The sequence below is a fragment of the Acinetobacter sp. SWAC5 genome, from assembly GCF_003419885.1.
In the GTDB taxonomy this organism is placed as follows: Bacteria; Pseudomonadota; Gammaproteobacteria; order Pseudomonadales; family Moraxellaceae; genus Acinetobacter; species Acinetobacter cumulans.
In genome coordinates this window covers 86,416-108,862 of the sequence record NZ_QUWR01000005.1, presented here as the reverse complement: position 1 = coordinate 108,862, position 22,447 = coordinate 86,416, and the positions used below count along the sequence as shown (strand labels likewise).

The window sequence follows — 22,447 nt, the reverse complement described above, 5'->3', positions numbered from 1 at the left end:
TGTAAGTATTTCAACCCATACCAACAAGCGACTTCCTTGTATTAAATTGTGAGCAAAATTGCATAAGTATAAGTCTACAGTCGACCAGACAAAACAAAGTGCCCTCGACCAGAGACATTACTTTTATTGAGACAAGAAAAAAGCCCATGGAAACATGAGCTTTTTACTTCTGAGGAGTGTCTTCTTTATATCGCACAAAGATGTCATGGAACATTAAGGTTGATGAAGAACAATAATCATATTATGAGAATCTATCTAAATATTCAACTATTTTTGTGCAATCAAAGATGCTTTTATAGAGGTGAATGCTGTGTTTGCTCAGCCAGTGTATTGACCTTTTTCTCAATTAAACTGGCATTTTCTTGCAAAATCTCAATGAGTTTTTGTAGATTGACAAACTCAAAGCGGTTTTTAGATGCTAACAAGGTCAGTGCGAGTGGTGGTTCTTTGCTGGAAAATTTGATCGGCACGGACAAACCAGAAATATTAGGATCGAGTTCACCTACAGAAAAATAATAGCCTTGCTTTTTAATCTTCTTCATTTTTTCTAAAAACTCATGCTGATCTTGCGCAAAATTGACTGCTGATAATTGTTCTGCAAAGCGTTGATAGTAATCCAGCATCATCTGTTTAGGTAAATGTGAAATCATAACTTTGGCTGATGAACCGACAAAGACAGGACGTGGACAACCGCGACCATACGACAGCAGCAAGGTGTTTTTATACACTTCATCATGTAGATCAATGCAGGAATCATGATTTAAATGCGTTAATAGGCAAGAAAACTCTGTCCGTTCGACAATATCTTGCATAAACGGCGTGCTGATTTGGACCAAGGGATCTGTGGTACGTGAAATATAGTCCAAAACGGCTATTTTTGAGCCCAATGTATAATCGCCAGAGGTTCCACTTAGGCGTTGTAATAGTTCTACAGAGACCAATTCTTTTAAATAGCGGTAGCTCGTGGGTTTTGATAAGCCAAGTTCTTCACTGATGATATCGACATTAATGACGGGACGTGAAATAGAGAATAAGTCCAAGACAGTAAGAATTTTACCAAAACTGGATAGGGCCATAAAAAACCTACTTGCTCAAAATAAGCGGAAAATTTCAAATTAAGAGTTACTTTATAACAAAAACACTGCTGCTCTGCAGGAGTTTTCGACACATTCTGTATGTCAGCTGTGAGCTTCAAAGGAGAATCTTTGGCTCTTGGATTGCATTTTAATTAGAAAGTATGAAGATAAAATAAGTTAAATTATCACTATTGGATAATTTATATTGACTTTAAATGCTAAATTTGAAAAAATGCAACCAAAATATCTAATGGCGAATTATTAACCTTTATTTGGGTTGGTGCATTCTTTCGCCAAATTTCTTTGCTTTTAAACCATATCTACGTAGGCATCGTATTGGATGTTGGACCTGCTCAGGTCGAGTCATCCCTGTGAGTTCGTGGTTTAAAAGCATCATCTTTGAGAAAGACATGTTATTAACCAAACAATTACTTGCATTTCGTCCGAATAAAATGGACTGGATTTTTGCGACTAAAACGTTTTTAGCAGGCATGCTTTCACTTTATGTTGCATTCGCTTTAAATTTGGCCTATCCCATTTGGGCGATTGGCACTGTATTTGTTATTGCCAATCCTTATGCAGGCATGACGTCTTCTAAAAGTTTGTATCGCGTTTTAGGGACGCTATTGGGTGCGGTCGTTTCCGTTGCTGTTACACCGTTTTTAATTAACACCCCTTGGCTATTTACTTTCTTTTTAGCCTTTTGGGTGGGTTTTTGTCTTTATATTTCACTGTTAGACCGAACCCCGCGTAGTTATGTGTGTATGTTGGCGGGCTATACCACGGTGATTATTTGCTACAACATTATTTATAACATCGATACCAGCTCTATATTTGATATGGCTGTAGGGCGGTTTTTAGAAATTACGGTTGGGGTGGTGTGTAGTGCGATTGTGACGACCACTATTTTTCCAATGCATATTGGGCCTGCTGTAAAAACCCGAGTGTCAAAAGCACTTTTAGATACAAAACAGCTTTTTGAAAAAATATTAATAGATGAAAAAGCATTAGAAAATTACAGCACGGCGCTGAGTCATATTGCACGTGATATTGCTGATATTCATGTCATGGCCGTGCATTTGACTTATGAAAAATCAACTTTGAAGGGGATGACCAAACCCTTACAAGAGTTATTGCATCAGCTCAGTATGCTGGTGAGTAATATGGTTGCCATGGCAGAACGCATTAAACAACTCGATGAAATTGATACGAATTATCGACCACAGCTAGAGCTTGCAAGACAACATATTGTTGAATTTTTGGATACACATGAAGATTTTTCTGAGCGTGAATTAAACACTTTACCTGAAAGTTTTGAACAGGATTTTGCCAATATATCGGCGGTGGCAACCTCATCACAACAAGTGGTTATTCAGAGCTTTAAAATGGATATTCGCCATTTTATTCAGAATGTACGTGCAATTAAATTGATTTGGCAGCGCATACAAAAAGGTGATGCATCTTTACCTGAGAGTGTTGCGCCCTTAACCACTACTTATCCAAGTCTACATCGAGATCATGGGATGGCGGTGCGAGGAGGAATTTCTGCATTTTTAATTGTGCTGATTGCCACAGGTTTTTGGATTATGAGTGGCTGGAAGGCCGCATTTATGTTGGCTGAAATGGCGGCAATTAGTGCATGTATTTTGACGTCGATGGATAACCCTGTGCCTGCTTTGAAAATGTTTATTCGTGGGAATATTTATGCAGGGGTTATGGTGTTTATTTATGCCTACGGTATTTTTCCGCACGTCACCGAGTTTTGGCAGTTGGCCTTGGTTCTTGCGCCATTTGTAATGTATTGCTTAATGATGTTTCCTCATCCGCCCTTAACTGGCTTGGCTTTACCTGTCCTTATGGGAACGATTATGGGACTTAACTTTCAAAATCGTTATTCGTTAGATCAGATCTTCTTTTTTGATGCGTCTATTGGCACGGTACTTGGTCCAATTATTTCTGTTTATGTAATTCATTTGGTTCGAGCGATGTCGCCAGATATTACGGCACAGCGTATTTTGGCCTTACATTACAAAGATATCAGGCAAGCCTTATATATCCCTTATGGAGTGAACTTCCGCATTCACCTACGTGGCATGTTCGATCGGATTGGTATTCTCAATACCAAAGTAGTGCAATCAGACTTATTAAAGAAAAAGATTAATTTGGCCCTGATTGAGTCCAGTGCGGTTATTGATTTAACCCGTCTTCAAGAGCTGATTTCTAAGTTGAATGACGAGCCTGAACTTTGCCTAAGTTTGGCAGCGTTACAGTCTCATTTAGATGATTACTTCCGTGCGAAAGAGCTATATCAAGCAGAAGGTCAGTATCGAAATGAAATATTAAGCCAAATTCAAACATTAAAAATTCGAGCTTTAGATATGGAAAATTCGGATCTTTCTCAGCGACTACAGATTTCACTTAACAATATTCAAAGCAGTTTGTGTCATGCAAGTTTTGATAAAACTGAACAAACACATTGGGTGGGAGCATAAATATGGGTGAACTCAATATCTATGGTGTTTATGTCCCCATGCTTTTAGTGCAGAGCGTAATTGCTTACGTTGTGCTGCGCTTAGCGATGTTAGTAATAGACCCCTTAATCGCAAAAGGGTGGATCCCGTTACCTAGCGTTTTCTATTTATGTGTTTATGTCATTTTACTATGGCTAATCCATTGGGGTTTTATCGTGTGTTCTGTTTAAGCACACAAATAATTGAAATGAACGAGGTAAAATGAAAATGGCATCTTTTGATTTGCGTAAAATCATACGACCCGTAGGTTTACTGGTTGTTGCGATTTTTGCGATATTGGCAATTACACATATTTGGAACTATTACAATGCAGCGCCATGGACACGTGATGGACGTATTCGAGGTGATGTAATTCAGGTCTCTTCGGATGTTTCAGGTTTAATTACTGAAGTTTTGGTTCAAGACAACCAAACGGTGAAAAAAGGGCAAGTTCTATTTAAAATCGATGTTGCACGCCAATCTCTTGATGTTGAGCAAGCGAAATCTGATTTGGCGAAAGCGAAAGCAAGCCTAGCCTCGGCGGAAGCCTCGTTACTACAGGCCAAAGCCAATGTTATAAAATCTGAAGCCACTAGAAATTTAGCAGACAAAAATGCAAATCGTTATTCAAACTTAATGGATGGCGCAATTTCAAAACAAGAACAAGACCAAATGTTTGCGCAAAGAGACCAATCTCATGCAGAGCATGAACAAATGCAGGCATCGATTGAGCAAGCCAAAGCCAATATTGTTCAGCAAAAAGCATTAATTGAAGTGGCAACCAGTAATTTGCATTTAGCACAATTGAATTTAAAGCGTTCAGAAGTGGTTGCACCTGCAGATGGCACATTATCCAACTTTGAATTAAAAGCAGGTAATTATGTCAAAGTGGGTCAAGCTGTTGCAGCTTTACTTGACCGTGAAGAACTGTATGTGGTGGGTTATTTTGAAGAAACTAAATTGAATAAAATTTATGTGGGCGCACCCGCATCGATTCAATTAATGGGGGATTCTCATAGCTTAAAAGGGCACGTTCAAGGGATTGCTTCAGGTATTGAAGATAGGGAAAGAACTTCAACCACAGGTTTGTTGGCCAATGTGAATCCAACCTTTAGTTGGGTGCGTTTGGCACAACGTGTTCCGGTAAAAATTGTTTTAGATGAAGTTCCTAAAAATGAATTGGCATTTGTTGCAGGTCGTACTGTGACAGTTCATATTTTAGAAGATAAGCAATAAAAAATCGTTCATTTCAAATTTTCATCTAAAAATAAAAAAAGCATCTGATTCAGATGCTTTTTTTTTATGAATGAAATCTGATTTAAGGTGTTAAACCTTCAGGGTTTCGATACCAACTTTCAATAAATAAAGCAGCAGCAATACTGTCTGCAGAGAGCTTTTTAGCGCGCCCTTGGGCTTGATAATGATCGAGTTCATCCCGTGCTTCACGTGTTGTTAAACGTTCATCCACCATTAAGGTTTCAATATTGGTTTGGTGGCGTAAGCGGCGGGCGAATTTACGTGCTCGTGCAGAAAGTTCTGATTCGCTATCATCCATATTGAGTGGCAAACCCACCAAAAATAAAGTCGGTTGGTATTGCTTCACAATTTTAAGTAAATCATCCCAAACCGGAATTCCATCTTTCATGGGAAATAATGGTAATGGATTGGCGCTTTCAATAAGCGATTGGCCAACAGCCATGCCCATTTTTTGTGTGCCAAAGTCAAAGGCCATAATTAAATGCGGTGAAGATAAATCAGGCATGTCCTATCTCGGAAGAAAGCCAATTACGGTCGACGCCCATTTTTTTGTAGGCTGCATCCCAGCGGTCACTGTATGGCAAGTTAAAAATTAAATCCATATCGGAGTCACAAATGAGCCAATCACCACGAGAAATCTCTTGTTCTAATTGGTTTTTGCTCCAGCTGGCATAGCCTAATGCAATTTGATAACGACCAACACCTTCATTGTGTGCAATCGCATCTAAAATGTCTTTTGATGTAGTAATACAGACATTTTCACCTACCGCAATGGATGAATGCCATGTGGGTTGTCCCGTATGAAGTACAAAGCCTGCTTCTGGACGTAAGGGACCACCTTGCAAAACTTCATGCGGATTGACGTTATCCGCATTAATTTCCAGATCGTTGAGCAACTCTTTAATTTGCAGGCCAGAAGGGCGGTTAATGATGATGCCTTGCGCGCCATCTTCATCGTGGCGTGCCAAATAAATCACCGTATTTGCAAAAAATTCATCTTGCATATCTGGCGGTGCAATCAAACATTGATGCGTCAGATATTGTTTGCTCACCGAAGGGCGTCTCCCTATCTCTATGATTGTCTTTATGATCTTTAATTTATTACACGTTACAAGAGGAATAAGATTTCGCCAAATACTTTTTGCATTTGGCGCGTTTTAATTCGTATCTTTTGCTGATTTGGGCTTAAGCGTGTTGAAATTTTAGATTGCGTAACTGTTTAGCATGTTGGAGTGTTGTTTCGCTAATTTCTACACCACCTGTCATACGCGCTAATTCTTGAATACGGCCGTCTTCTTCTAATTCTAAAATTGTACTGCTGGCTGGGTCAGTCTGACGCTTTTTAACCAATAGGTGTTGGTCTGATTGTGCGGCCACTTGTGCCTGATGAGTAATACATAAAATCTGCACATGTTGTGCCAAATCAGCCAATAAACGACCGACGATTTCCGCTGTACCACCGCTAATACCAACATCAATTTCATCAAAAACAATAATTTCGGCATCGGTTTTTTCGGCATTCATCACCTGCATCACCAAGGCAATTCGCGATAATTCACCACCAGAAGCAACTTTTGCCAAGGGCTGTGCAGGAATGCCTTTGTTTGCGGTAAAGAGCAACTGAATGAAACTTAAACCTTCACTCGAGGCTTGCTCGAGTGGTTCAAATTTAAATTCAAAATGTGCTTCAGGCAACGCCAACTGTTTAACTTGCTCGGTTAATTGTTTGGCTAATGGTGTCGCTGCTTCACGGCGAATATGGTCTAAATGTTCAGCTTTTGCTAAAAAGTCTTGGTAAGACAACTCCACTTGCTCTGCAAGGGTTTCAGGGTCTTCCAATTCATGCAATTGCTGTAGTTCAGTTTGCCAAGTATCAAATTGCTCTTTTAAAAGTTCAGGTTGTGTACGGTATTTACGTGCTAAACGATGGAAGACTTCAAGCTGGGTATTGAGTTCTTCCATTCGTTCAGGATCAAAACTTTGACGGTCAATGAACTGGCGCAAGTTTGCTGTCGCATCATCTAATTCACTTTGTGCATTGAGTACAGCATTGTAAATTTCAGACAGTTGTTCACTACGTCCCGCATGTGACTCTAAACGGCGCAAAATAGATGAAATTTCTTGGTTAATATTTTGTTCTGCATCATCTAAGGCAGCCAGACCATAACCACAGTCTTGCATAATATGTTCATGATGACTTAAACGATCGAACTCTTGTTCAATCTCTTTGTAGTCTAGCTGTACAGGTTCTTCGAGTTCTTCAAGCTGTAATTGTAAGGTTTCAATTCTTTGCTTACGTGTCGCTTGTGCATCGAGTGCGGTTTGATGCAGTCGAATATTTTTATGCCACAGGCTATATGCATCACGTACTGCTTGTGCAGGTTCATGGAAGCTACTATAACGATCGATCCAGTGTTTTGGATAAGGCGGTTCGAGTAATTGTTGCTGACTATGCTGGCTATACAGTTGAACCAGTAAGCGCCCCAACTCTTTGAGCTCAGATAGACTACTTGGTCGGCCGTTAATCCATGCTTTACTTCGACCCGTTGCAAAAATCACACGACGTAAATGGATTTCCCCTGACTCATCATCTAACTCCTGCTCTTTTAGCCAAAGCGCTTCTGGTGAGCCTTCTTGATAACTAAAGGTGGCTGTAACATCGGCTTTATCTGATCCATAACGCACATAATTGGTATCTGTACGTTCTCCTAAACACGCTGAGAGGGCATCCAATAACAAGGATTTACCTGCGCCAGTTTCACCCGTTAAAACGTTAAAACCTTTTTCAATATCAATGGCTAAATGGTCGGCTAATGCAAAATTGATCAGAGTTAAATGTGTCAGCATACACGCATCCGAGCTGCGAAGAGTTTGAGTTTTAAGATAGACAAGTTTTGTTTTTCTCACAAGACGGCTTAGTTGAGATAAGACCGAAAAACAGCATCATTTTAACGCAATTTGGACAAGATGATAGAGGAGAAGTGATGATGATCATCATCGCCGATATTTCATGGGGGTAAATATGAGTATTGATCACAATACTGTCATGTTTTGGTCACTTAACTTAGATATAGCTACAGTAATTTTACAAAAAATAAGCTGTTGGTCTAATTTTGGCATGTTCTTCGCTAGTTTATTTTATGATAGCTTCAAGTCCAATGATTCTTTAAAGTGCTCATAGACAAAGTTTTACATGTCATATTTTTGTATCATAAAAAGTGATTTGAGATTCAAAAATAGTTGCTTTAGACTCAGTCAGCTTTTGAAGCAGAATCGTCAATATGGATATGAGCTTTGGCGATGAAGGCGGCATGATTACTTGATTCCGTCTGTGCATTCATTGATTGATTAGTTCAAGTGGCGGAATTAAACTAACTCAATCTAAATATTATAAATATGCTTTATCTGGAGAAATACGCATGTCAGCGCAGTTTGATCATGTATCAGTTGTAAAAAAATCAAATGTTTATTTTGGTGGTCTATGCATTAGCCATACCGTTCAATTTGAAGATGGTACCAAGAAAACATTGGGTATTTTGCTTCCAACGGAAAAGCCACTGACATTTGAAACACATGTCCCTGAGCGTATGGAAATCATCTCAGGTGAATGCCGTGTACAAATTGGCGATAGCGAAGAAAGCGAATTGTTCCGTGCAGGTCAGTCCTTCTATGTGCCGGGTGAAAGCCGTTTTAAAATTGAAACAGATGAAGTGTTAGATTACGTATGTCATTTTGAAGGCTAAGCGATTCCGTAGCCAAATTGAAGTAAGGCAAGGAAATTTTGCCCTGAATCAGTTAAACTAATGCTATCGCAAAAATTCTGTAAAGCTGGCTTTGCAGGATTTTTTATTTTATATCTCTCCAATTGTTGTCGTTAAGAGGCCGTTCATGGCAAAACCTGAATATTATTATGGCGTTCATGCAGTGGAATCATTGCTTGAGCTAGAGCCAGAGCGCGTTTTAACTTTATTTGCTTTAAAAGGCCGTGATGATCAGCGTTTACAGCATGTATTTGAATTGGCTGAACCGTTTGGTATCAGCATTCAAAAAGCGAGCCGTGACACCTTAGAAAAACTAGCAGGTCAGCCTTTCCATCAAGGCGTTGTGGCCGCTGTGCGTCCATACCCTACGCTCAATGAAAAAGACTTAGATACGTTGATGGCTGCTTCAACACAGCCGATCTTGTTGGCGTTGGATCATATTACAGATCCTCACAACTTAGGTGCATGTATCCGTACTGCGGCCGCAATGGGGGTTGATGCGGTGATTGTACCTCGCGATCGTGCAGCGAGTCTTACACCAACAGCGCGTAAAGTGGCAGCGGGTGGGGCAGAAAAAGTTAAATTTATTCAAGTGACCAATTTGGCACGTACCTTAGCGCATTTAAAAGAAGAGTTTAATGTGCGTGTTGTGGGAACTATGCTGGATGAAAAAGCATTGCCAATCCAACAGTTTGATTTTACAGGCACACCAGTTTGTGTAGTGATGGGCGCTGAAGATACAGGCTTACGCCCAATTACGCAGTCGCAGTGTGATCAAACGGTATATATTCCAATGAATGGTAATTTACAAAGTTTGAATGTCAGTGTTGCTACAGGTATGGCTTTGTACGAAGTATGTCGCCAGCGTAATCACTAATACACTCATATTGAGTGAGTTTGACTTAATTTAAGAAATAAAAGTTTATGTCTCCCCAAAAACAAGGTTATCTCTATGTTCTGATTACAATGTGTATTTGGGGGGGATTTACTCTGACTGCACGGCTCAGTGCAAACTGGGGAATCGGTGCATGGGATATTACCGCACTGCGCTTTTTATTGGCCTTTTGTATATTAATGCCGATCTTAATCTATAAAAAAGACACCGCTTTTTTATGGAAAAAAGAACCCTTTATTTTAGCCATGATTGGTGGTGTAGGATATTGTTTAACAGCATATTCTGCATTTCATTATGCACCAGCTGCGCATGCTGCTATTTTTCTCAATGGCTTTATTCCGCTGTGTACAGCAATCGCTGCCTTCGCTTTATTTAAGCAGGCTTTTGATCGGCATACTTGGGCGAGCCTAGTCATTATGATTGGCGCGATTAGTGTCATGAGCTTCTTAATGTATCGTGAAACTGGGGTCGCATTTGGTCTAGGGGATCTCCTATTTGTCATGAGTGCCATTTGGTGGGGCGTTTTTAGCGTCTTGCTAAGACAGTGGCAATTAAGCGCATGGCATGCGATGGCTGGGGTTGCTGTATGGTCAGCGATTGTATTTGTGCCAATTTATCTTTTATTTCTGCCTAAGCATTTAAGTGAACCTGAGCCGATGCATTTGCTGGCGCAAGTTTTATATCATGGCATTTTTGTGGTGATTGTTGCGACCTTAACCTATGTGGAAGCGATTAAACGCCTTGGAGCCTTTAAGGCGGGCAGCATTGTCACACTGGCACCATTTATGGCTGCAATTTTGGCAGTTCCATTGCTGAATGAGCCTTTAAGTTTTGCGATTATTTGTGGTTTGTTCGGGATGGCAATAGGTGCTTTACAGCCATGGCGTTGGTTGCGTCGTCGTTAAGTTGCTGAATGATCTGTGAATGAATGTGCAAAAAAAGCAGTCTGTATTAAGACTGCTTTTTTTCTGCGCGTTTTAAGTATTGTTGATGTAGGACTGTTAACTGTTGATATAAATGATCGAGATGACCATCATTCACAACAATATCATCAGCCAAGGCTCGTTTATCCGCCCGTGACATTTGTACTTGGATGATATTTTGAATTTGTTCAACACTTTGGCCATCACGTTGGCTGGCACGTTGAATTTGTAGGGATTCGCTCGCATCAATTAAAAGGGTGTGATGGGTCAGCTCATGTTGATTGGTTTCAAACAAAAGAGGTGAAACCAAGATGACATAAGGACTGCTGGCATGCTGTAGTTGCTGAATAATGGATTGGCGGATGGCAGGGTGAGTGATCTGTTCTAAGATTTTACGTGCTTCAGGTGATTTAAAAATATGTTCACGTAAAGCAGGGCGGTTTAATTCACCATTGTCGAGTAAAACCCAATCACCAAACGCACGTTGAATATCGAGTAATGCACCATGCCCAGGCGCTACAACTTCTCGTGCCACAATATCGGCATCGACTACAGTGATATTTTGAGATTCAAACCATGCACTTGCAGCAGATTTACCGCTTCCAATACCACCTGTAAGACCCAAAATAAATGTCATGCCGAGATTACCTTTATGCTTGACCGAGATAGATTTTCATAATTTGCTCACCCCATAAAAAAGCAATCCAACCAGCAATGGCAATATAAGGGCCAAAAGCAAATGGCTGGTTTTCTTTACGAACTTTGAGCAAAATAATACCGATAATCGCACCAACAAAAGAGGATAAAAGCACAATGAGAGGCAACATGAGTGGCCCCATCCATGCGCCTAAAGCCGCTAATAATTTAAAATCACCATAGCCCATGCCTTCTTTGCCTGTAATGAGTTTAAATGCGTAATAGACAGTCCATAAGCATAGAAAACCCAGTAAATAACCCCAAATCGAAGCGGTCGGAGAGACATAAATAGCATAGCTATTAATCCCTAAACCTAGGGCAGCTAGGGGGAGGGTGTAGCGATCTGGCAAAAGCTGTGTATCAAAATCGATAAAAGTCAGTGCGATCAGCATATAAGTCAGCACGAGACCAAAGAGCATTTGTAACGTTGGGCCAAAGACAGCAACAACAATTAAAGCACAGACAGCTGTGAGTAATTCGATACAAGGATAGCGAATACTAATTGGGTTATGGCAACTCCCGCATTTGCCTTTTAAGCTTATCCAGCTGATCACGGGGATATTTTGATACCAGCGAATTGGAGTGTGGCACTTAGGGCAGGTTGAGGCAGGTTTGCTTAAGGTAATTTTAGTTTCATCAATGATAGGTTGTTCAGGGTGAAGGAAAAGTGTGCAATCAGTCCGCCATTCCTGTTCCATCATTTTTGGGGTGCGATATATAACGACATTTAAAAAACTGCCGATACAGAGACTAAAAATCCCAACAACGCAATAAAGCGCTGTTGGGTTTTGAATTAAATATTCTACTAAATCTTGCATTAAACCACGGAACCCATTTGGAAGATTGGTAAATACATGGCAATTACGAGACCACCAACAAGTACACCTAAAACTGCCATAATTAGAGGTTCCATCATTGCTGTTAAGCCATCTACGGCATTATCTACTTCATTTTCATAATGGGTTGCAACTTTGTCTAACATTGAATCGAGAGCACCAGATTCTTCACCAATCGCTACCATTTGCACCGCCATGGATGGGAATTTATTGGTAACGCGCATGGCAAACTGCAATTGTTGACCAGTTGCGACATCATCGCGGATTTTTAAGACCGCTTCTTCATAGACACAGTTGTTGGTTGCGCCTGCGGTAGACTCTAGCGCATCAATTAAGGGTACACCCGCAGCAAAAGTGGTTGCCAGCGTACGACTATAACGCGCGATAATCGCCTTATAAACTAGGTCACCAAAAATAGGAGCTTTGAGTGCAGCTTTATCAAGAAAATCACGGAATTTTTTACTACGTTTTTTCGCTTCAAGAAAACCAGCAATAATGGCAGCAATAACAATAATTAGAATAAACCAATATTGTTGTGTCCATTGCGACATATTCACAACCATTTTGGTGAAAGCTGGAAGGTCTGCACCAAAAGAGGTGAAGAGTTCTTCAAAAACTGGAACAACTTTGACCATTAAAATGATTGTAACAATCAGCGCGACAACAACAACTGTCGCAGGATATTTCATGGCTTTTTTAATTTTTTGTTTGAGAAGTTCACTCTTCTCTTTATAGATGGCTACACGATCCAGCATGGTTTCTAGTGCACCAGACTGCTCGCCTGATTCCACCAATGAGCAGAATAGGTTATCGAAGTATTGTGGATATTTACGTAAAGCACCAGCGAAGGTATTACCACCTTCTACTTCTCCTTTGATCCCTAACACAACTTCGCGCATGGCAGGGTTTTCCAGGCCTTCAGCGACGATTTCAAAACCTTGAACCAATGGAACACCAGCTTTCATCATGGTGGCCAACTGACGGGTAAAGATCGTGATATCTAAGGTTGTCACTTTCTTTTTCATAAAGCCTTCAAGAATATTTTTACGCTTTTCACGAATATTCTTGATGGTAATCCCTTGCTTACGCAAAGTGACTTTTGCCAGCGCCATATTGCGCGCAGGCATTTCCCCTTTAATTTTGGCCCCTTTACGGTCAACCCCTTCATAACTGAAGGTTGGCATCATCTGCCCTTTTTTGACAGCCATGATTTATCCTTATTTTATAAATACTAAATTATTCACTGGTTACACGATTGACTTCTTGTAAGGAAGTCACCCCCTGCATAACCTTAATGAGGCCAGAACGGCGTAAATTATTAAACCCTGCTTTGTCTGAGGCATCTGCAATTTGTATGGCATTACCATCTTCCATGATAATGCGAGAAATTTCAGGTGTCACTTTCATTACTTCATAAATACCGACACGGCCTTTATAGCCTTCGCGACATTCTGAACATCCGACGGGTTGATAAAGCTTAAAATCTGGATTTGCGAGATCTTCTTCGGTAAAACCAAGCTCGATTAAGCTTTGGTGCGGAACTTCAACGGGTGCTTTACATTGTGAACAAAGACGACGCGCCAAACGCTGTGCAATCACTAAGTTGACTGAAGTTGCAATATTAAAAGAAGGTACACCCATGTTGCGTAAGCGGGTTAGGGTTTCTGGGGCACTGTTGGTATGCAGTGTTGACATCACCATGTGGCCCGTTTGCGCAGCTTTAACCGCAATCTCTGCTGTTTCAAGGTCACGAATCTCACCAACCATGACAATATCTGGATCTTGACGCAGGAATGACTTTAATGCTGCAGCGAAGGTTAAACCAACTTTGTTATTGACGTTAACTTGATTAATGCCTTCCAAGTTAATTTCCACAGGGTCTTCGGCTGTGGAAATATTGGTGTCCTCTCGGTTTAAAATATTTAAACCCGTATAGAGCGATACGGTTTTACCCGAGCCTGTTGGACCTGTGATGAGTAGCATACCTTGGGGTTTATCAAGTGCTTGCATGAACAATTCTTTTTGCTCAGGCTCATAACCCAATGCATCAATCCCTAGCATGGCACTAGAAGGATCGAGAATACGCAGTACCAGTTTCTCACCAAATAATGTTGGGAGTGAGTTGACACGGAAGTCGATGGATTTTGTTTTTGATAGCTTGAGTTTAATACGGCCATCTTGTGGGATACGTTTTTCGGAAATATCCATCTGTGACATCACTTTTAAACGTGATGCCAAGCGATTGGCCAATTGTAGGGGAGGGTTGGTGATATTGCGTAATACACCATCTACACGATAACGGACACGATAACTTTTTTCATAAGGTTCGAAGTGTAAATCCGATGCGCCCATACGAATCGCATCAACCAGCAATTTGTTAATATATTTAACAATTGGTGCTTCTTCGCCTTTTTCTTCATCTTCAGAATCTTGTGGCTGGGGTGTACTGGTTCCATCGTCAAGATCTAAATCAAAATCATCATCAAATTCAAAGGTACTTTCTTCGGCAAACTGTTGTTCGATTAGTTTTTCTAGTTTGGCATGTTCAACAATAATGGCTTCGGTCTGCATTTTACTGCTGAATCGAATGGCATCAATTGCATCAATATTGGTTGGGTTACTCGTTGCAACAAAAAGAACATTGCTATGTTTAAAAATAGGTAAGACCCGAAAGCGCGTAATGAGCTTTTCATCTAAGCCTTCACGAATGATTTGGCTCGCATCGTAAGCACTAATATCAAAAACAGGTTCAGCGAATTCAATAGAGATCGTTTCAGCAATGGTGAGGCCAGATAGCCCAATTTCGCTGACAAGATAGGCTACGATGTCTTGGTTGGCTTTTTTTGCACTCAACATTGCTTGTTGCATGTTTTCAGCAGAAATGTGCCCTTCGTCGACTAAGCGACGAATAAATCCTGTAAATCGTGGAGAACCTTGTAATGCTGTCATGCGTAAATAAACCTATGCTTCAATTTGTTTATAATTGGTTTTATTGAAATTATACTTTCGTTAAATAAAAATACCATATCTGAAAATGATGTCACTACCTTAATATCGGGAAAAACTTTGAACTGGGCCTTAATCTAAGCAGAAAAAATGTAAAATAAATTGTAGTCAGTGGGCTTAAATAAAAAAATTATCCTCAAATGTCAGTGGAAATTTTCATTAAATTTCACAATTCCGTGTAGAATGTGCCCGTTTTCATCGAAAGTTTTTATAGGTTATATATGTCGGGTTCGACGATTACGCCTTGGGTGGTTGGCAATTGGAAAATGAATCCAATGCAAGCAGATGCCAAGCAGCTGGTTCAAAACTTAAAAAAATTATTGCAAGATCAAGAAATTGCTGAATCTGCATGTCAGATTGGTATTGCGCCAATCAGCATTGCACTTCAAAGCATTCAAGCAGAATTACAAAGTGCAAATCGTCATATTGCAACGGTTGCACAAGATGTTTCACGTATAGCAGGTACAGGTGCATATACAGGTGAGGTGAGTGCTGAATTACTTAAAGATAGCCAAATTGAGTTTGTACTGGTAGGTCATTCAGAACGCCGTGAATTTTTTGGTGATGCCCCAAATATTTTAAATGAAAAAGTTAAAAATGCGCTTAATGCAGGTTTAACCGTCATTTATTGTGTGGGTGAGAGCCTTGAACAACGTGAAAATGGTCAAGCTGAACAAGTGGTATTACAGCAAATTTGTGATATTGCGAGTGTGGTAAATGCTCAGCAATGGGAAAAAATAGTTATTGCCTACGAGCCAATTTGGGCGATTGGCACAGGTAAAACTGCATCGCCAGCAGATGCGCAAGCGATGCATGCAACTATTCGAGAAGGCATTAGTCAGATCACGCCTATAGGTCAAACAATGGCGCTATTATATGGCGGTAGTGTTAAACCTGAAAATGCAGTAGAGTTAGCTGCTTGTCCGGATATCAATGGTGCACTAGTAGGTGGTGCTTCTCTGAATGCCGAATCGTTTTATAAAATTGCTCAGGCATTTGCGAATACAAAATAATTAGGAGTGCAGCATGCAGACTTTCGTGTTGGTAGTACACATTATCTTAGCCGTTTTGATGATTGTTTTGATTCTGGTTCAGCATGGTAAGGGTGCTGATGCAGGTGCATCATTCGGTGGTGGTGGTGCTGCGACCGTGTTTGGTGCATCAGGTTCAGGTAACTTTTTAACGCGTTTAACGGCGATTTTAACGGCGTTATTCTTCGTAACAAGCTTAACTTTGGCCATTTTTGCGAAGAAACAATCTACAGATGCGTATAGCTTAAAAGCAATTTCTAATGTACCTACTGCTCCTGCTAAATTGCCTGAAACTTCGCCAACTGCACCAAAAAGCGCAGACTAATCAGAATTAGTTCTTTCTTTTTTTGAGTGATGCGTCTAGAATGCGACACAGCTGCGGTGGTGGTGGAATTGGTAGACACGCTACCTTGAGGTGGTAGTGCTTTCGGGCGTGGGGGTTCAAGTCCCCCCTTCCGCACCAACTTATAATCCAGAACATAAGTTGGTGCTTTGTAGCTAAAATCTGTTGATGCGGGATGGAGCAGTCTGGTAGCTCGTCGGGCTCATAACCCGAAGGTCGTTGGTTCAAATCCAGCTCCCGCTACCAATCAACTTTATTTATGAAAACAACATGAATAAACAGCCAATTTGGTTGAGATAAATCATATGTCGGTGCGGGATGGAGCAGTCTGGTAGCTCGTCGGGCTCATAACCCGAAGGTCGTTGGTTCAAATCCAGCTCCCGCTACCAATCGACTTTATTTGTGAAGCAAACATAAATAAACAGCCTATTTAGGTTGATATAAATTGCATGTCGGTGCGGGATGGAGCAGTCTGGTAGCTCGTCGGGCTCATAACCCGAAGGTCGTTGGTTCAAATCCAGCTCCCGCTACCAATTTCTGATCTTCGGTGCAACGCGATCAGGCAAATCATTACAATGTTTTCGATTGAAAATTAGGAATGAATTGTATATAATTTTTGCACGTTGATGCGGGATGGAGCAGTCTGGTAGCTCGTCGGGCTCATAACCCGAAGGTCGTTGGTTCAAATCCAGCTCCCGCTACCAAGTTTCTAAAAGGCTCACAAAAAGGTGGGCCTTTTTGCACAGTGGACTTTAGTTTTCTGTGCAATACTAGGGGCGTTTACGCCCTTTTTTATTGGCTATTGTGCAGTGTCGACATGATTTGGTCATAAAATGACGCTTCACTATAGGTTGTTTTCTGGCTGTTTCTGGCCAATGAATCGCACAAATTTAACGAGAGTAAATGAAGCTATCAAATAAAACTCAGGCACTCCAGGATCTAATCGCTCCAGCAGTGCAGGCATGTGGTGTAGATCTTTGGGGTATTGAATTCATGCCTCAAGGCAAGCGTTCTTTATTGCGTATTTACATCGACAAAGCAGTGGATGACGGCGCAGAACCTGTGATCAATGAAGATGGTGAAGTTGAACAAGGTCGCGGTATTGGCGTGCAAGATTGCGTACGTGTAACGCAACAAGTTGGCGCAATGCTGGATGTGCATGATCCAATTTCAGGTGAGTATGCACTTGAAGTGTCTTCACCTGGTTGGGATCGTCCATTCTTCCAACTTGAACAAATGTCGGGATATATCGGTCAGCAAGTGGCTTTACGCTTAATTAGTGCTGTAGAAAACCGCCGTAAGTTTCAGGCTAAATTGGTGGCTGTAGATCTAGAAAATGAAATCATTCAAGTGGAAGTCGAACAGCAACAAGTGCTTGAAATCGACAGCCATAATATTGATAAAGCAAATTTGATCTACCAAGATTAATTCTATAAATAAGAATCTGAACGAATAGGTGACTTATGGCACGCGAAATTCTTACCGTGGTAGAAACGGTTAGTAACGAAAAAGGTGTACCTCGTGAGGCGATCTTTGAAGCGCTAGAGCAAGCATTGGTTGCAGCGACGAAAAAGAAATTCTATGAAGGCACACATTCGGAAGAAGCGCGTTTACGTGTGGAAATCGACCGTAAAACTGGTGATTACAGCACTTTCCGTCAATGGGAAGTTGTTGCCGACGAAGATCATGAAATGCCTGCATGTCAGGATGCAATTTCAGATGTAGATCCAGCAAAATGGTCTATTGGTGATATTCGTGAGCTTGAAGTTGAATCGATTGATTTTGGCCGTATTGCAGCGCAAATTGCGAAACAAGTGATTGTACAAAAGATTCGTGAAGCTGAGCGTGCATTGGTTGCAGATGCTTATGAATCAAAAGTGGGTGAGTTAATCTACGGTGAAGTTAAAAAACAAACCAAAGATGGCTTTATCATCGACTTAGGTGACAATGCTGAAGCATATCTTGCACGTGAAGAAATGATTGCAAAAGAAATTTTGCGTCCTAAACAACGTGTAAATGCGATTTTATATAGTGTGAACCGTGAAGGCCGTGGTGCTCAATTATTATTGTCACGCTCTAAGCCAGAAATGCTGATTGCTTTAATGAAAAAAGAAATTCCAGAAATTTCTGAAGAAATCATTGAAATTAAAGCAGCAGCGCGTCAACCAGGTGTTCGTGCTAAAATCGCTGTGAAAACAAACGATCATCGTATTGATCCAGTAGGTGCTTGTATTGGTATGCGTGGTACACGTATCCAAGCGGTACAACAAGAGCTTAATGGCGAACGTATTGATGTTGTCGTGTGGTCAGATGATCCAGCGCAGTATATTGCAAGTGCGCTTGAGCCAGCAGATGTATCAAGTATTGTCATTGATGAAGATGCACATACTGCAGATATCATTTTCGCTGCGAGTGATCAATTGGCTCGTGCTATTGGTTCTCAAGGTCAAAACGTACGTTTAGCATCTGAATTGACTGGCTACAAGCTAGACATGATGCTGGAAGAAGAATACTACGCGCGTCAACAAAACGAAGCACAACAATATCTAGATATGTTTGTGACTCGTTTAGATATTGCTGAAGATTTAGCAATGGCGCTGGTAGAAATGGGCTTCACATCTCTCGAAGAAATTGCATATGTTCCTGCAGAAACATTTGATGAGATTGAGCTTGATGCTGAAACTGTTGAATTATTGCAAAGCCGTGCGAAAGAAGTTGCATTGGCAGATGCATTACAACAACAGGAAAATGTTCAAGAGCCGAGCCCAGAGCTAGCTGCAATGGAAGGCATGACACAAGAGATCGCGTATGCGCTTGCTGCTCGCGGTGTGGTAACTGTAGATGACTTAGCTGACCAAGCAACTGACGATATTTCAGATATCGAAGGTTTAGGTTCAGAAAAAGCGGGTCAACTAATTATGAAAGCGCGCGAATCATGGTTTAACTAGGAGGTAATATATGGCGGACAAGTCGATTAAAGAGTTAGCACTTAGCGTGGGTCGCCCCGTTGAGACGCTGCTGGAACAGGTTCGTGATGCAGGTCTACCGCAAGGTAAATCTGATGATATTATTACCACCGAACAACAAGATGTTCTCGTTAACCATTTGAAGAAAGTTCATGGTCAAGACGATGGACATGCAGGAAAAATCACGTTGAAACGTAAAACTACCAGTACTGCTAAAGTGGCAAGTACATCAGGTAAGGCAAAAACGATTAATGTAGAAGTTCGTAAGAAGCATACATTTGTTAAGCCTGATCCAGAACAAATTAAAGCGGAAGCTTTGGCTAAAGCTCAAGCAGATCAAAAAGCGCGTGAAACTGTTGCTCCAGTTGCATCTGCAAAAGAAGAAGCAACTGCTCAACCTGTATCTAAAGCAAAACAAGCTTTAGAAGCAATGCGTGCGGCAGCGAAGCAAGAAAGCGCGAAACAAGAAACGCCTAAAGCGGCGGTTGTTGTAAAACGCAAGTCAAACAACAAGCCGATTTCTAAACCAATTGAAACATTGGCACAGAAAAAAGCGCGTGAAGAACAAGCGGCTCAGTTAAAAGCAACTGAAGAAGCAGTACGTCGTAAATCTGCTGAAGAAGCACAACAACGTACGCTTGAGCAAATGCGTCAAATGGCATCGAAATATTCTGCTGAAGACACTACAGCAACGATTCGTGTAATTGACGATTCTCCATTAGCAGCTGGCCTTGTTGGTCAGGCTTATGAAGATTCATTTGCGAAAGAAGACCGTGAAATTAAACGTGGTACAAACACGAATAATACACGTTCACCTAAAAAAGGCGGTCGCCGTGGTGAAGAGCAGTCTTTCCGTGATAACTCACATAAACGTGGTTTAAAATCAAGCCAAGCAAACAAACATGGCTTTGAAAAACCAGTTAAAAAACAAGTTTATGATGTAGAAATTGGTTCTACGATTGTTGTTGCTGACTTAGCTGCAAAAATGGCAATCAAGGTGCGCGAAGTTATTAAATCACTGATGAAAATGGGTGAGTTAGTTACGCAAAACCAAGCGATTGATCAAGAAATTGCTGCTCTTGTTGTTGAAGAAATGGGCCATAACCCGGTTCTAGTTTCTGAAACTCAAGCAGAAGACAACTTATTTGAAGCAGCTGAAGAAGCACGTGGTGCACAATCTACGCGTGCGCCAGTGGTTACGATCATGGGTCACGTTGACCATGGTAAAACATCGCTTCTTGACCGTATTCGTCGTGCCAAAGTTGCACAAGGCGAAGCGGGCGGTATCACACAGCATATCGGTGCTTACCACGTTAAAACTGACAAAGGTATTATCACTTTCCTAGATACTCCGGGACACGCAGCATTTACTGCAATGCGTTCACGTGGTGCGAAAGCGACAGATATCGTGGTTCTAGTTGTAGCGGCAGATGATGGTGTAATGCCACAAACTGCGGAAGCGATTGACCATGCGCGTGCTGCGGGTACTCCAATCATTGTTGCAATCAACAAGATGGATAAAGAATCTGCAGATCCAGATCGCGTATTGAACGAATTGACAACCAAAGAAATCGTGCCTGAACAATGGGGCGGTGATGTACCGGTTGCAATGGTTTCAGCACATTCTGGCCAAGGTATTGATGAATTACTTGACCTTATTTCAATCCAAGCTGAAATGCTTGAGTTGAAAGCATCTGAAGAAGGTGCAGCGCAAGGTGTTGTAATTGAAGCACGTGTTGATAACAGCCGTGGTGCGGTAACGTCGATTCTTGTACAAAACGGTACATTGAAAGTAGGTGATCTTGTTCTTGCAGGTGCATCTTACGGTCGTGTACGTGCAATGACAGATGAAAATGGTCAACGTATTAAATCTGCTGGTCCTTCGATTCCTGTTGAAATCTTGGGTCTTCCAGAAGCGCCAATGGCGGGTGACGAAGTTCTTGTTGTAAGCGACGAGAAAAAAGCACGTGAAGTTGCTGATGCGCGTATGGATCGTGAACGTCAAAAACGTCTTGAACGTCAATCTGCAATGCGCCTTGAAAACATTATGGCGTCTATGGGCAAGAAAGATGTTCCTATTGTTAACGTTGTTCTTAAAACAGACGTACGTGGTACTTTAGAAGCACTACACGTAGCACTTGCTGATCTTGCAACTGATGAAGTGAAAGTACGTATTATTGGTTCGGGTGTTGGTGCAATCACTGAGTCTGACGTAACACTTGCAGAATCTTCTGAAGCTGTACTGCTTGGCTTTAACGTACGTGCTGACAATACTGCACGTCAAAAAGCAGATGCAGATGGTATCGACATTCGTTACTACTCAGTTATTTATCAATTGATTGATGACGTGAAAGATGCAATGAGCGGTAAGCTTGCACCTGAACACCGTGAAACAATCCTTGGTGTTGCTGAAGTACGTGAAGTGTTCCACTCAAGTAAATTTGGTGCAGCTGCAGGCTGTATGGTACTTGAAGGTATGCTACATCGTAATAAACCAATTCGCGTATTACGTGATGATGTGGTTGTCTTCCAAGGTGAACTTGAATCTCTACGTCGTTATAAAGATGTGGTTGAAGAAGTTCGTGCCGGTATGGAATGTGGTCTTGCAGTTAAAGGCTATAAAGACATCAAAGCTCAAGATAAGATTGAGGTTTATGATGTTCAATTGGTTAAACGGAGTCTGTAATGGCAGGCAGTCAACGTCTGAAGCGAATGGCGGATACAGTACAACGCGAGTTGTCTGAACTGATTCGTCAAGAGCTGAAAGATCCTCGCTTAGGTGGTCTTGTGACCATCTCTGCGGTGAAGGTCAGTCCTGATCTAGGCTATGCAGAAGTTTATGTGACCGTAATGGGTCGTGAACTTGGTGATGACCAAAACGAAGAGGCGAATAAAGAGACTTTAGATGTTTTAAATAAAGCATCAGGTTTCTTACGCCACGAGTTGGGTCACCGCATTAAGACGCGTATTACACCGCGCTTGCGTTTTCACTACGATAAAACCAATGCGTATGGTAACTATATGTTTGGTTTGATTGCTGAAGCTGTGAAGGATTTACCTCCTACAGATGCAACACAAAAAGATGATGAATAAGATCTCATTTGAGATCACATAAAAAAGCCACCTTCGGGTGGCTTTTTTATGTCA

At 41.2% G+C, this 22,447-nt stretch carries 20 protein-coding genes and 5 tRNA genes; 17 read left to right on the top strand and 8 right to left on the bottom strand.

The window, feature by feature from the left end; all coding sequences use genetic code 11:
• Window positions 1-293: 293 nt before the first annotated feature.
• Window positions 294-1,076 carry an IclR family transcriptional regulator C-terminal domain-containing protein gene (locus tag DYI81_RS05325; protein WP_106983882.1) on the bottom strand — a complete coding sequence of 261 codons (783 nt, stop codon included), beginning with the start codon at window positions 1,074-1,076 and terminating at the stop codon, window positions 294-296.
• Between the two features lie 410 nt (window positions 1,077-1,486).
• Between DYI81_RS05325 and DYI81_RS05320 the strand changes: the two genes are divergently transcribed.
• Genes DYI81_RS05320 through DYI81_RS05310 form a run of 3 tightly spaced genes read left to right on the top strand, consistent with a single transcriptional unit; the run spans window position 1,487 to window position 4,822 of the window.
• Window positions 1,487-3,568, top strand: coding sequence for an FUSC family protein (locus tag DYI81_RS05320; RefSeq protein ID WP_117006919.1), 2,082 nt, complete (start codon window positions 1,487-1,489; stop codon window positions 3,566-3,568).
• 2 nt (window positions 3,569-3,570) lie between these two features.
• Window positions 3,571-3,777: a DUF1656 domain-containing protein gene (locus tag DYI81_RS05315; protein ID WP_106983884.1), complete on the top strand. Its 207-nt coding sequence runs from the start codon at window positions 3,571-3,573 to the stop codon at window positions 3,775-3,777.
• 37 nt (window positions 3,778-3,814) lie between these two features.
• Window positions 3,815-4,822: an HlyD family secretion protein gene (locus DYI81_RS05310; protein WP_106984096.1), complete on the top strand. Its 1,008-nt coding sequence runs from the start codon at window positions 3,815-3,817 to the stop codon at window positions 4,820-4,822.
• Window positions 4,823-4,904: 82 nt separating this feature from the next.
• Here the strand turns inward: DYI81_RS05310 and ruvX are convergent, their stop codons facing one another.
• From ruvX to recN, 3 genes are all read right to left on the bottom strand, one after another.
• Window positions 4,905-5,348: a Holliday junction resolvase RuvX gene (ruvX, locus tag DYI81_RS05305; RefSeq protein ID WP_106983885.1), complete on the bottom strand. Its 444-nt coding sequence runs from the start codon at window positions 5,346-5,348 to the stop codon at window positions 4,905-4,907.
• Window positions 5,341-5,895, bottom strand: coding sequence for a YqgE/AlgH family protein (locus tag DYI81_RS05300; RefSeq protein ID WP_106983886.1), 555 nt, complete (start codon window positions 5,893-5,895; stop codon window positions 5,341-5,343). Before DYI81_RS05300 ends, ruvX begins: the two co-directional genes overlap by 8 nt.
• Window positions 5,896-6,028: 133 nt before the next feature.
• Window positions 6,029-7,690, bottom strand: coding sequence for a DNA repair protein RecN (gene recN, locus DYI81_RS05295; RefSeq protein WP_106983887.1), 1,662 nt, complete (start codon window positions 7,688-7,690; stop codon window positions 6,029-6,031).
• A gap of 572 nt (window positions 7,691-8,262) precedes the next feature.
• On the opposite strand from recN, the gene DYI81_RS05290 reads away from it, so the two are divergent.
• The 3 genes from DYI81_RS05290 (at window position 8,263) to DYI81_RS05280 (ending at window position 10,404) form a co-directional block, all read left to right on the top strand.
• On the top strand, window positions 8,263-8,586 hold the full coding sequence (locus DYI81_RS05290) for a pyrimidine/purine nucleoside phosphorylase (protein ID WP_106983888.1): 324 nt from the start codon (window positions 8,263-8,265) through the stop codon (window positions 8,584-8,586).
• Between the two features lie 145 nt (window positions 8,587-8,731).
• The gene (gene rlmB / locus DYI81_RS05285; RefSeq protein ID WP_117006918.1) at window positions 8,732-9,481 is read left to right on the top strand and encodes a 23S rRNA (guanosine(2251)-2'-O)-methyltransferase RlmB; all 750 of its coding nucleotides are present in this window, start codon (window positions 8,732-8,734) and stop codon (window positions 9,479-9,481) included.
• A gap of 47 nt (window positions 9,482-9,528) precedes the next feature.
• Window positions 9,529-10,404 (top strand): DMT family transporter, encoded by an 876-nt coding sequence (locus DYI81_RS05280; protein WP_106983890.1) that lies wholly within the window; start codon window positions 9,529-9,531, stop codon window positions 10,402-10,404.
• 46 nt (window positions 10,405-10,450) lie between these two features.
• On the opposite strand, the gene coaE is transcribed toward DYI81_RS05280, so the two are convergent.
• Genes coaE through pilB form a run of 4 tightly spaced genes read right to left on the bottom strand, consistent with a single transcriptional unit; the run spans window position 10,451 to window position 14,903 of the window.
• Window positions 10,451-11,059 carry a dephospho-CoA kinase gene (gene coaE / locus DYI81_RS05275; RefSeq protein ID WP_117006917.1) on the bottom strand — a complete coding sequence of 203 codons (609 nt, stop codon included), beginning with the start codon at window positions 11,057-11,059 and terminating at the stop codon, window positions 10,451-10,453.
• Between the two features lie 13 nt (window positions 11,060-11,072).
• Entirely contained in the window at window positions 11,073-11,936 is an 864-nt protein-coding gene (locus DYI81_RS05270) for an A24 family peptidase (protein ID WP_117006916.1), read from the bottom strand.
• Window positions 11,936-13,162: a type II secretion system F family protein gene (locus tag DYI81_RS05265; RefSeq protein WP_106983893.1), complete on the bottom strand. Its 1,227-nt coding sequence runs from the start codon at window positions 13,160-13,162 to the stop codon at window positions 11,936-11,938. The genes DYI81_RS05270 and DYI81_RS05265 overlap by 1 nt, the downstream gene beginning before the upstream one ends.
• Window positions 13,163-13,190: 28 nt before the next feature.
• Entirely contained in the window at window positions 13,191-14,903 is a 1,713-nt protein-coding gene (gene pilB, locus DYI81_RS05260) for a type IV-A pilus assembly ATPase PilB (protein ID WP_106983894.1), read from the bottom strand.
• A 278-nt stretch (window positions 14,904-15,181) separates the two neighbouring features.
• Here pilB and tpiA point away from each other — a divergent pair, with 278 nt between their 5' ends.
• The 11 genes from tpiA to DYI81_RS05205 all read left to right on the top strand — a co-directional run bounded on the left by tpiA (window position 15,182) and on the right by DYI81_RS05205 (window position 22,393).
• The gene (gene tpiA / locus DYI81_RS05255) at window positions 15,182-15,973 is read left to right on the top strand and encodes a triose-phosphate isomerase (RefSeq protein ID WP_106983895.1); all 792 of its coding nucleotides are present in this window, start codon (window positions 15,182-15,184) and stop codon (window positions 15,971-15,973) included.
• A 13-nt stretch (window positions 15,974-15,986) separates the two neighbouring features.
• Window positions 15,987-16,316 carry a preprotein translocase subunit SecG gene (gene secG, locus DYI81_RS05250; RefSeq protein WP_106983896.1) on the top strand — a complete coding sequence of 110 codons (330 nt, stop codon included), beginning with the start codon at window positions 15,987-15,989 and terminating at the stop codon, window positions 16,314-16,316.
• 53 nt (window positions 16,317-16,369) lie between these two features.
• Window positions 16,370-16,454: transfer RNA gene (locus tag DYI81_RS05245), tRNA-Leu, on the top strand.
• A 49-nt stretch (window positions 16,455-16,503) separates the two neighbouring features.
• A tRNA-Met gene (locus DYI81_RS05240) sits at window positions 16,504-16,580 on the top strand.
• A 66-nt stretch (window positions 16,581-16,646) separates the two neighbouring features.
• Window positions 16,647-16,723: transfer RNA gene (locus tag DYI81_RS05235), tRNA-Met, on the top strand.
• 67 nt (window positions 16,724-16,790) lie between these two features.
• Window positions 16,791-16,867 (top strand) — tRNA-Met (locus DYI81_RS05230).
• A gap of 94 nt (window positions 16,868-16,961) precedes the next feature.
• Window positions 16,962-17,038: transfer RNA gene (locus DYI81_RS05225), tRNA-Met, on the top strand.
• Window positions 17,039-17,237: 199 nt separating this feature from the next.
• Window positions 17,238-17,762, top strand: a complete 525-nt coding sequence (rimP, locus tag DYI81_RS05220; protein ID WP_106983897.1) for a ribosome maturation factor RimP — start codon at window positions 17,238-17,240, stop codon at window positions 17,760-17,762.
• A gap of 35 nt (window positions 17,763-17,797) precedes the next feature.
• Window positions 17,798-19,282: a transcription termination factor NusA gene (nusA, locus tag DYI81_RS05215; protein WP_106983898.1), complete on the top strand. Its 1,485-nt coding sequence runs from the start codon at window positions 17,798-17,800 to the stop codon at window positions 19,280-19,282.
• Between the two features lie 10 nt (window positions 19,283-19,292).
• A complete protein-coding gene (gene infB, locus DYI81_RS05210; protein ID WP_106983899.1) occupies window positions 19,293-21,986 on the top strand; it encodes a translation initiation factor IF-2 in 2,694 nt (897 codons plus the stop codon).
• Complete coding sequence (locus DYI81_RS05205) at window positions 21,986-22,393, top strand: ribosome-binding factor A (RefSeq protein WP_106983900.1); 408 nt, start codon at window positions 21,986-21,988, stop codon at window positions 22,391-22,393. Before infB ends, DYI81_RS05205 begins: the two co-directional genes overlap by 1 nt.
• Window positions 22,394-22,447: the final 54 nt, after the last annotated feature.

Bases quoted from the DNA above. Each gene is read 5' to 3' on its own strand.
- secG (WP_106983896.1), top strand. From the start codon at position 15,987: ATGCAGACTTTCGTGTTGGTAGTACACATTATCTTAGCCGTTTTGATG.
- DYI81_RS05205 (WP_106983900.1), top strand. From the start codon at position 21,986: ATGGCAGGCAGTCAACGTCTGAAGCGAATGGCGGATACAGTACAACGC.
- DYI81_RS05265 (WP_106983893.1), bottom strand. From the start codon at position 13,162: ATGGCTGTCAAAAAAGGGCAGATGATGCCAACCTTCAGTTATGAAGGG.
- DYI81_RS05270 (WP_117006916.1), bottom strand. From the start codon at position 11,936: ATGCAAGATTTAGTAGAATATTTAATTCAAAACCCAACAGCGCTTTAT.
- DYI81_RS05310 (WP_106984096.1), top strand. From the start codon at position 3,815: ATGGCATCTTTTGATTTGCGTAAAATCATACGACCCGTAGGTTTACTG.
- rlmB (WP_117006918.1), top strand. From the start codon at position 8,732: ATGGCAAAACCTGAATATTATTATGGCGTTCATGCAGTGGAATCATTG.
- tpiA (WP_106983895.1), top strand. From the start codon at position 15,182: ATGTCGGGTTCGACGATTACGCCTTGGGTGGTTGGCAATTGGAAAATG.
- ruvX (WP_106983885.1), bottom strand. From the start codon at position 5,348: ATGCCTGATTTATCTTCACCGCATTTAATTATGGCCTTTGACTTTGGC.
- DYI81_RS05320 (WP_117006919.1), top strand. From the start codon at position 1,487: ATGTTATTAACCAAACAATTACTTGCATTTCGTCCGAATAAAATGGAC.
- recN (WP_106983887.1), bottom strand. From the start codon at position 7,690: ATGCTGACACATTTAACTCTGATCAATTTTGCATTAGCCGACCATTTA.
- DYI81_RS05290 (WP_106983888.1), top strand. From the start codon at position 8,263: ATGTCAGCGCAGTTTGATCATGTATCAGTTGTAAAAAAATCAAATGTT.
- DYI81_RS05280 (WP_106983890.1), top strand. From the start codon at position 9,529: ATGTCTCCCCAAAAACAAGGTTATCTCTATGTTCTGATTACAATGTGT.
- coaE (WP_117006917.1), bottom strand. From the start codon at position 11,059: ATGACATTTATTTTGGGTCTTACAGGTGGTATTGGAAGCGGTAAATCT.
- rimP (WP_106983897.1), top strand. From the start codon at position 17,238: ATGAAGCTATCAAATAAAACTCAGGCACTCCAGGATCTAATCGCTCCA.
- DYI81_RS05315 (WP_106983884.1), top strand. From the start codon at position 3,571: ATGGGTGAACTCAATATCTATGGTGTTTATGTCCCCATGCTTTTAGTG.
- infB (WP_106983899.1), top strand. From the start codon at position 19,293: ATGGCGGACAAGTCGATTAAAGAGTTAGCACTTAGCGTGGGTCGCCCC.
- DYI81_RS05325 (WP_106983882.1), bottom strand. From the start codon at position 1,076: ATGGCCCTATCCAGTTTTGGTAAAATTCTTACTGTCTTGGACTTATTC.
- nusA (WP_106983898.1), top strand. From the start codon at position 17,798: ATGGCACGCGAAATTCTTACCGTGGTAGAAACGGTTAGTAACGAAAAA.
- pilB (WP_106983894.1), bottom strand. From the start codon at position 14,903: ATGACAGCATTACAAGGTTCTCCACGATTTACAGGATTTATTCGTCGC.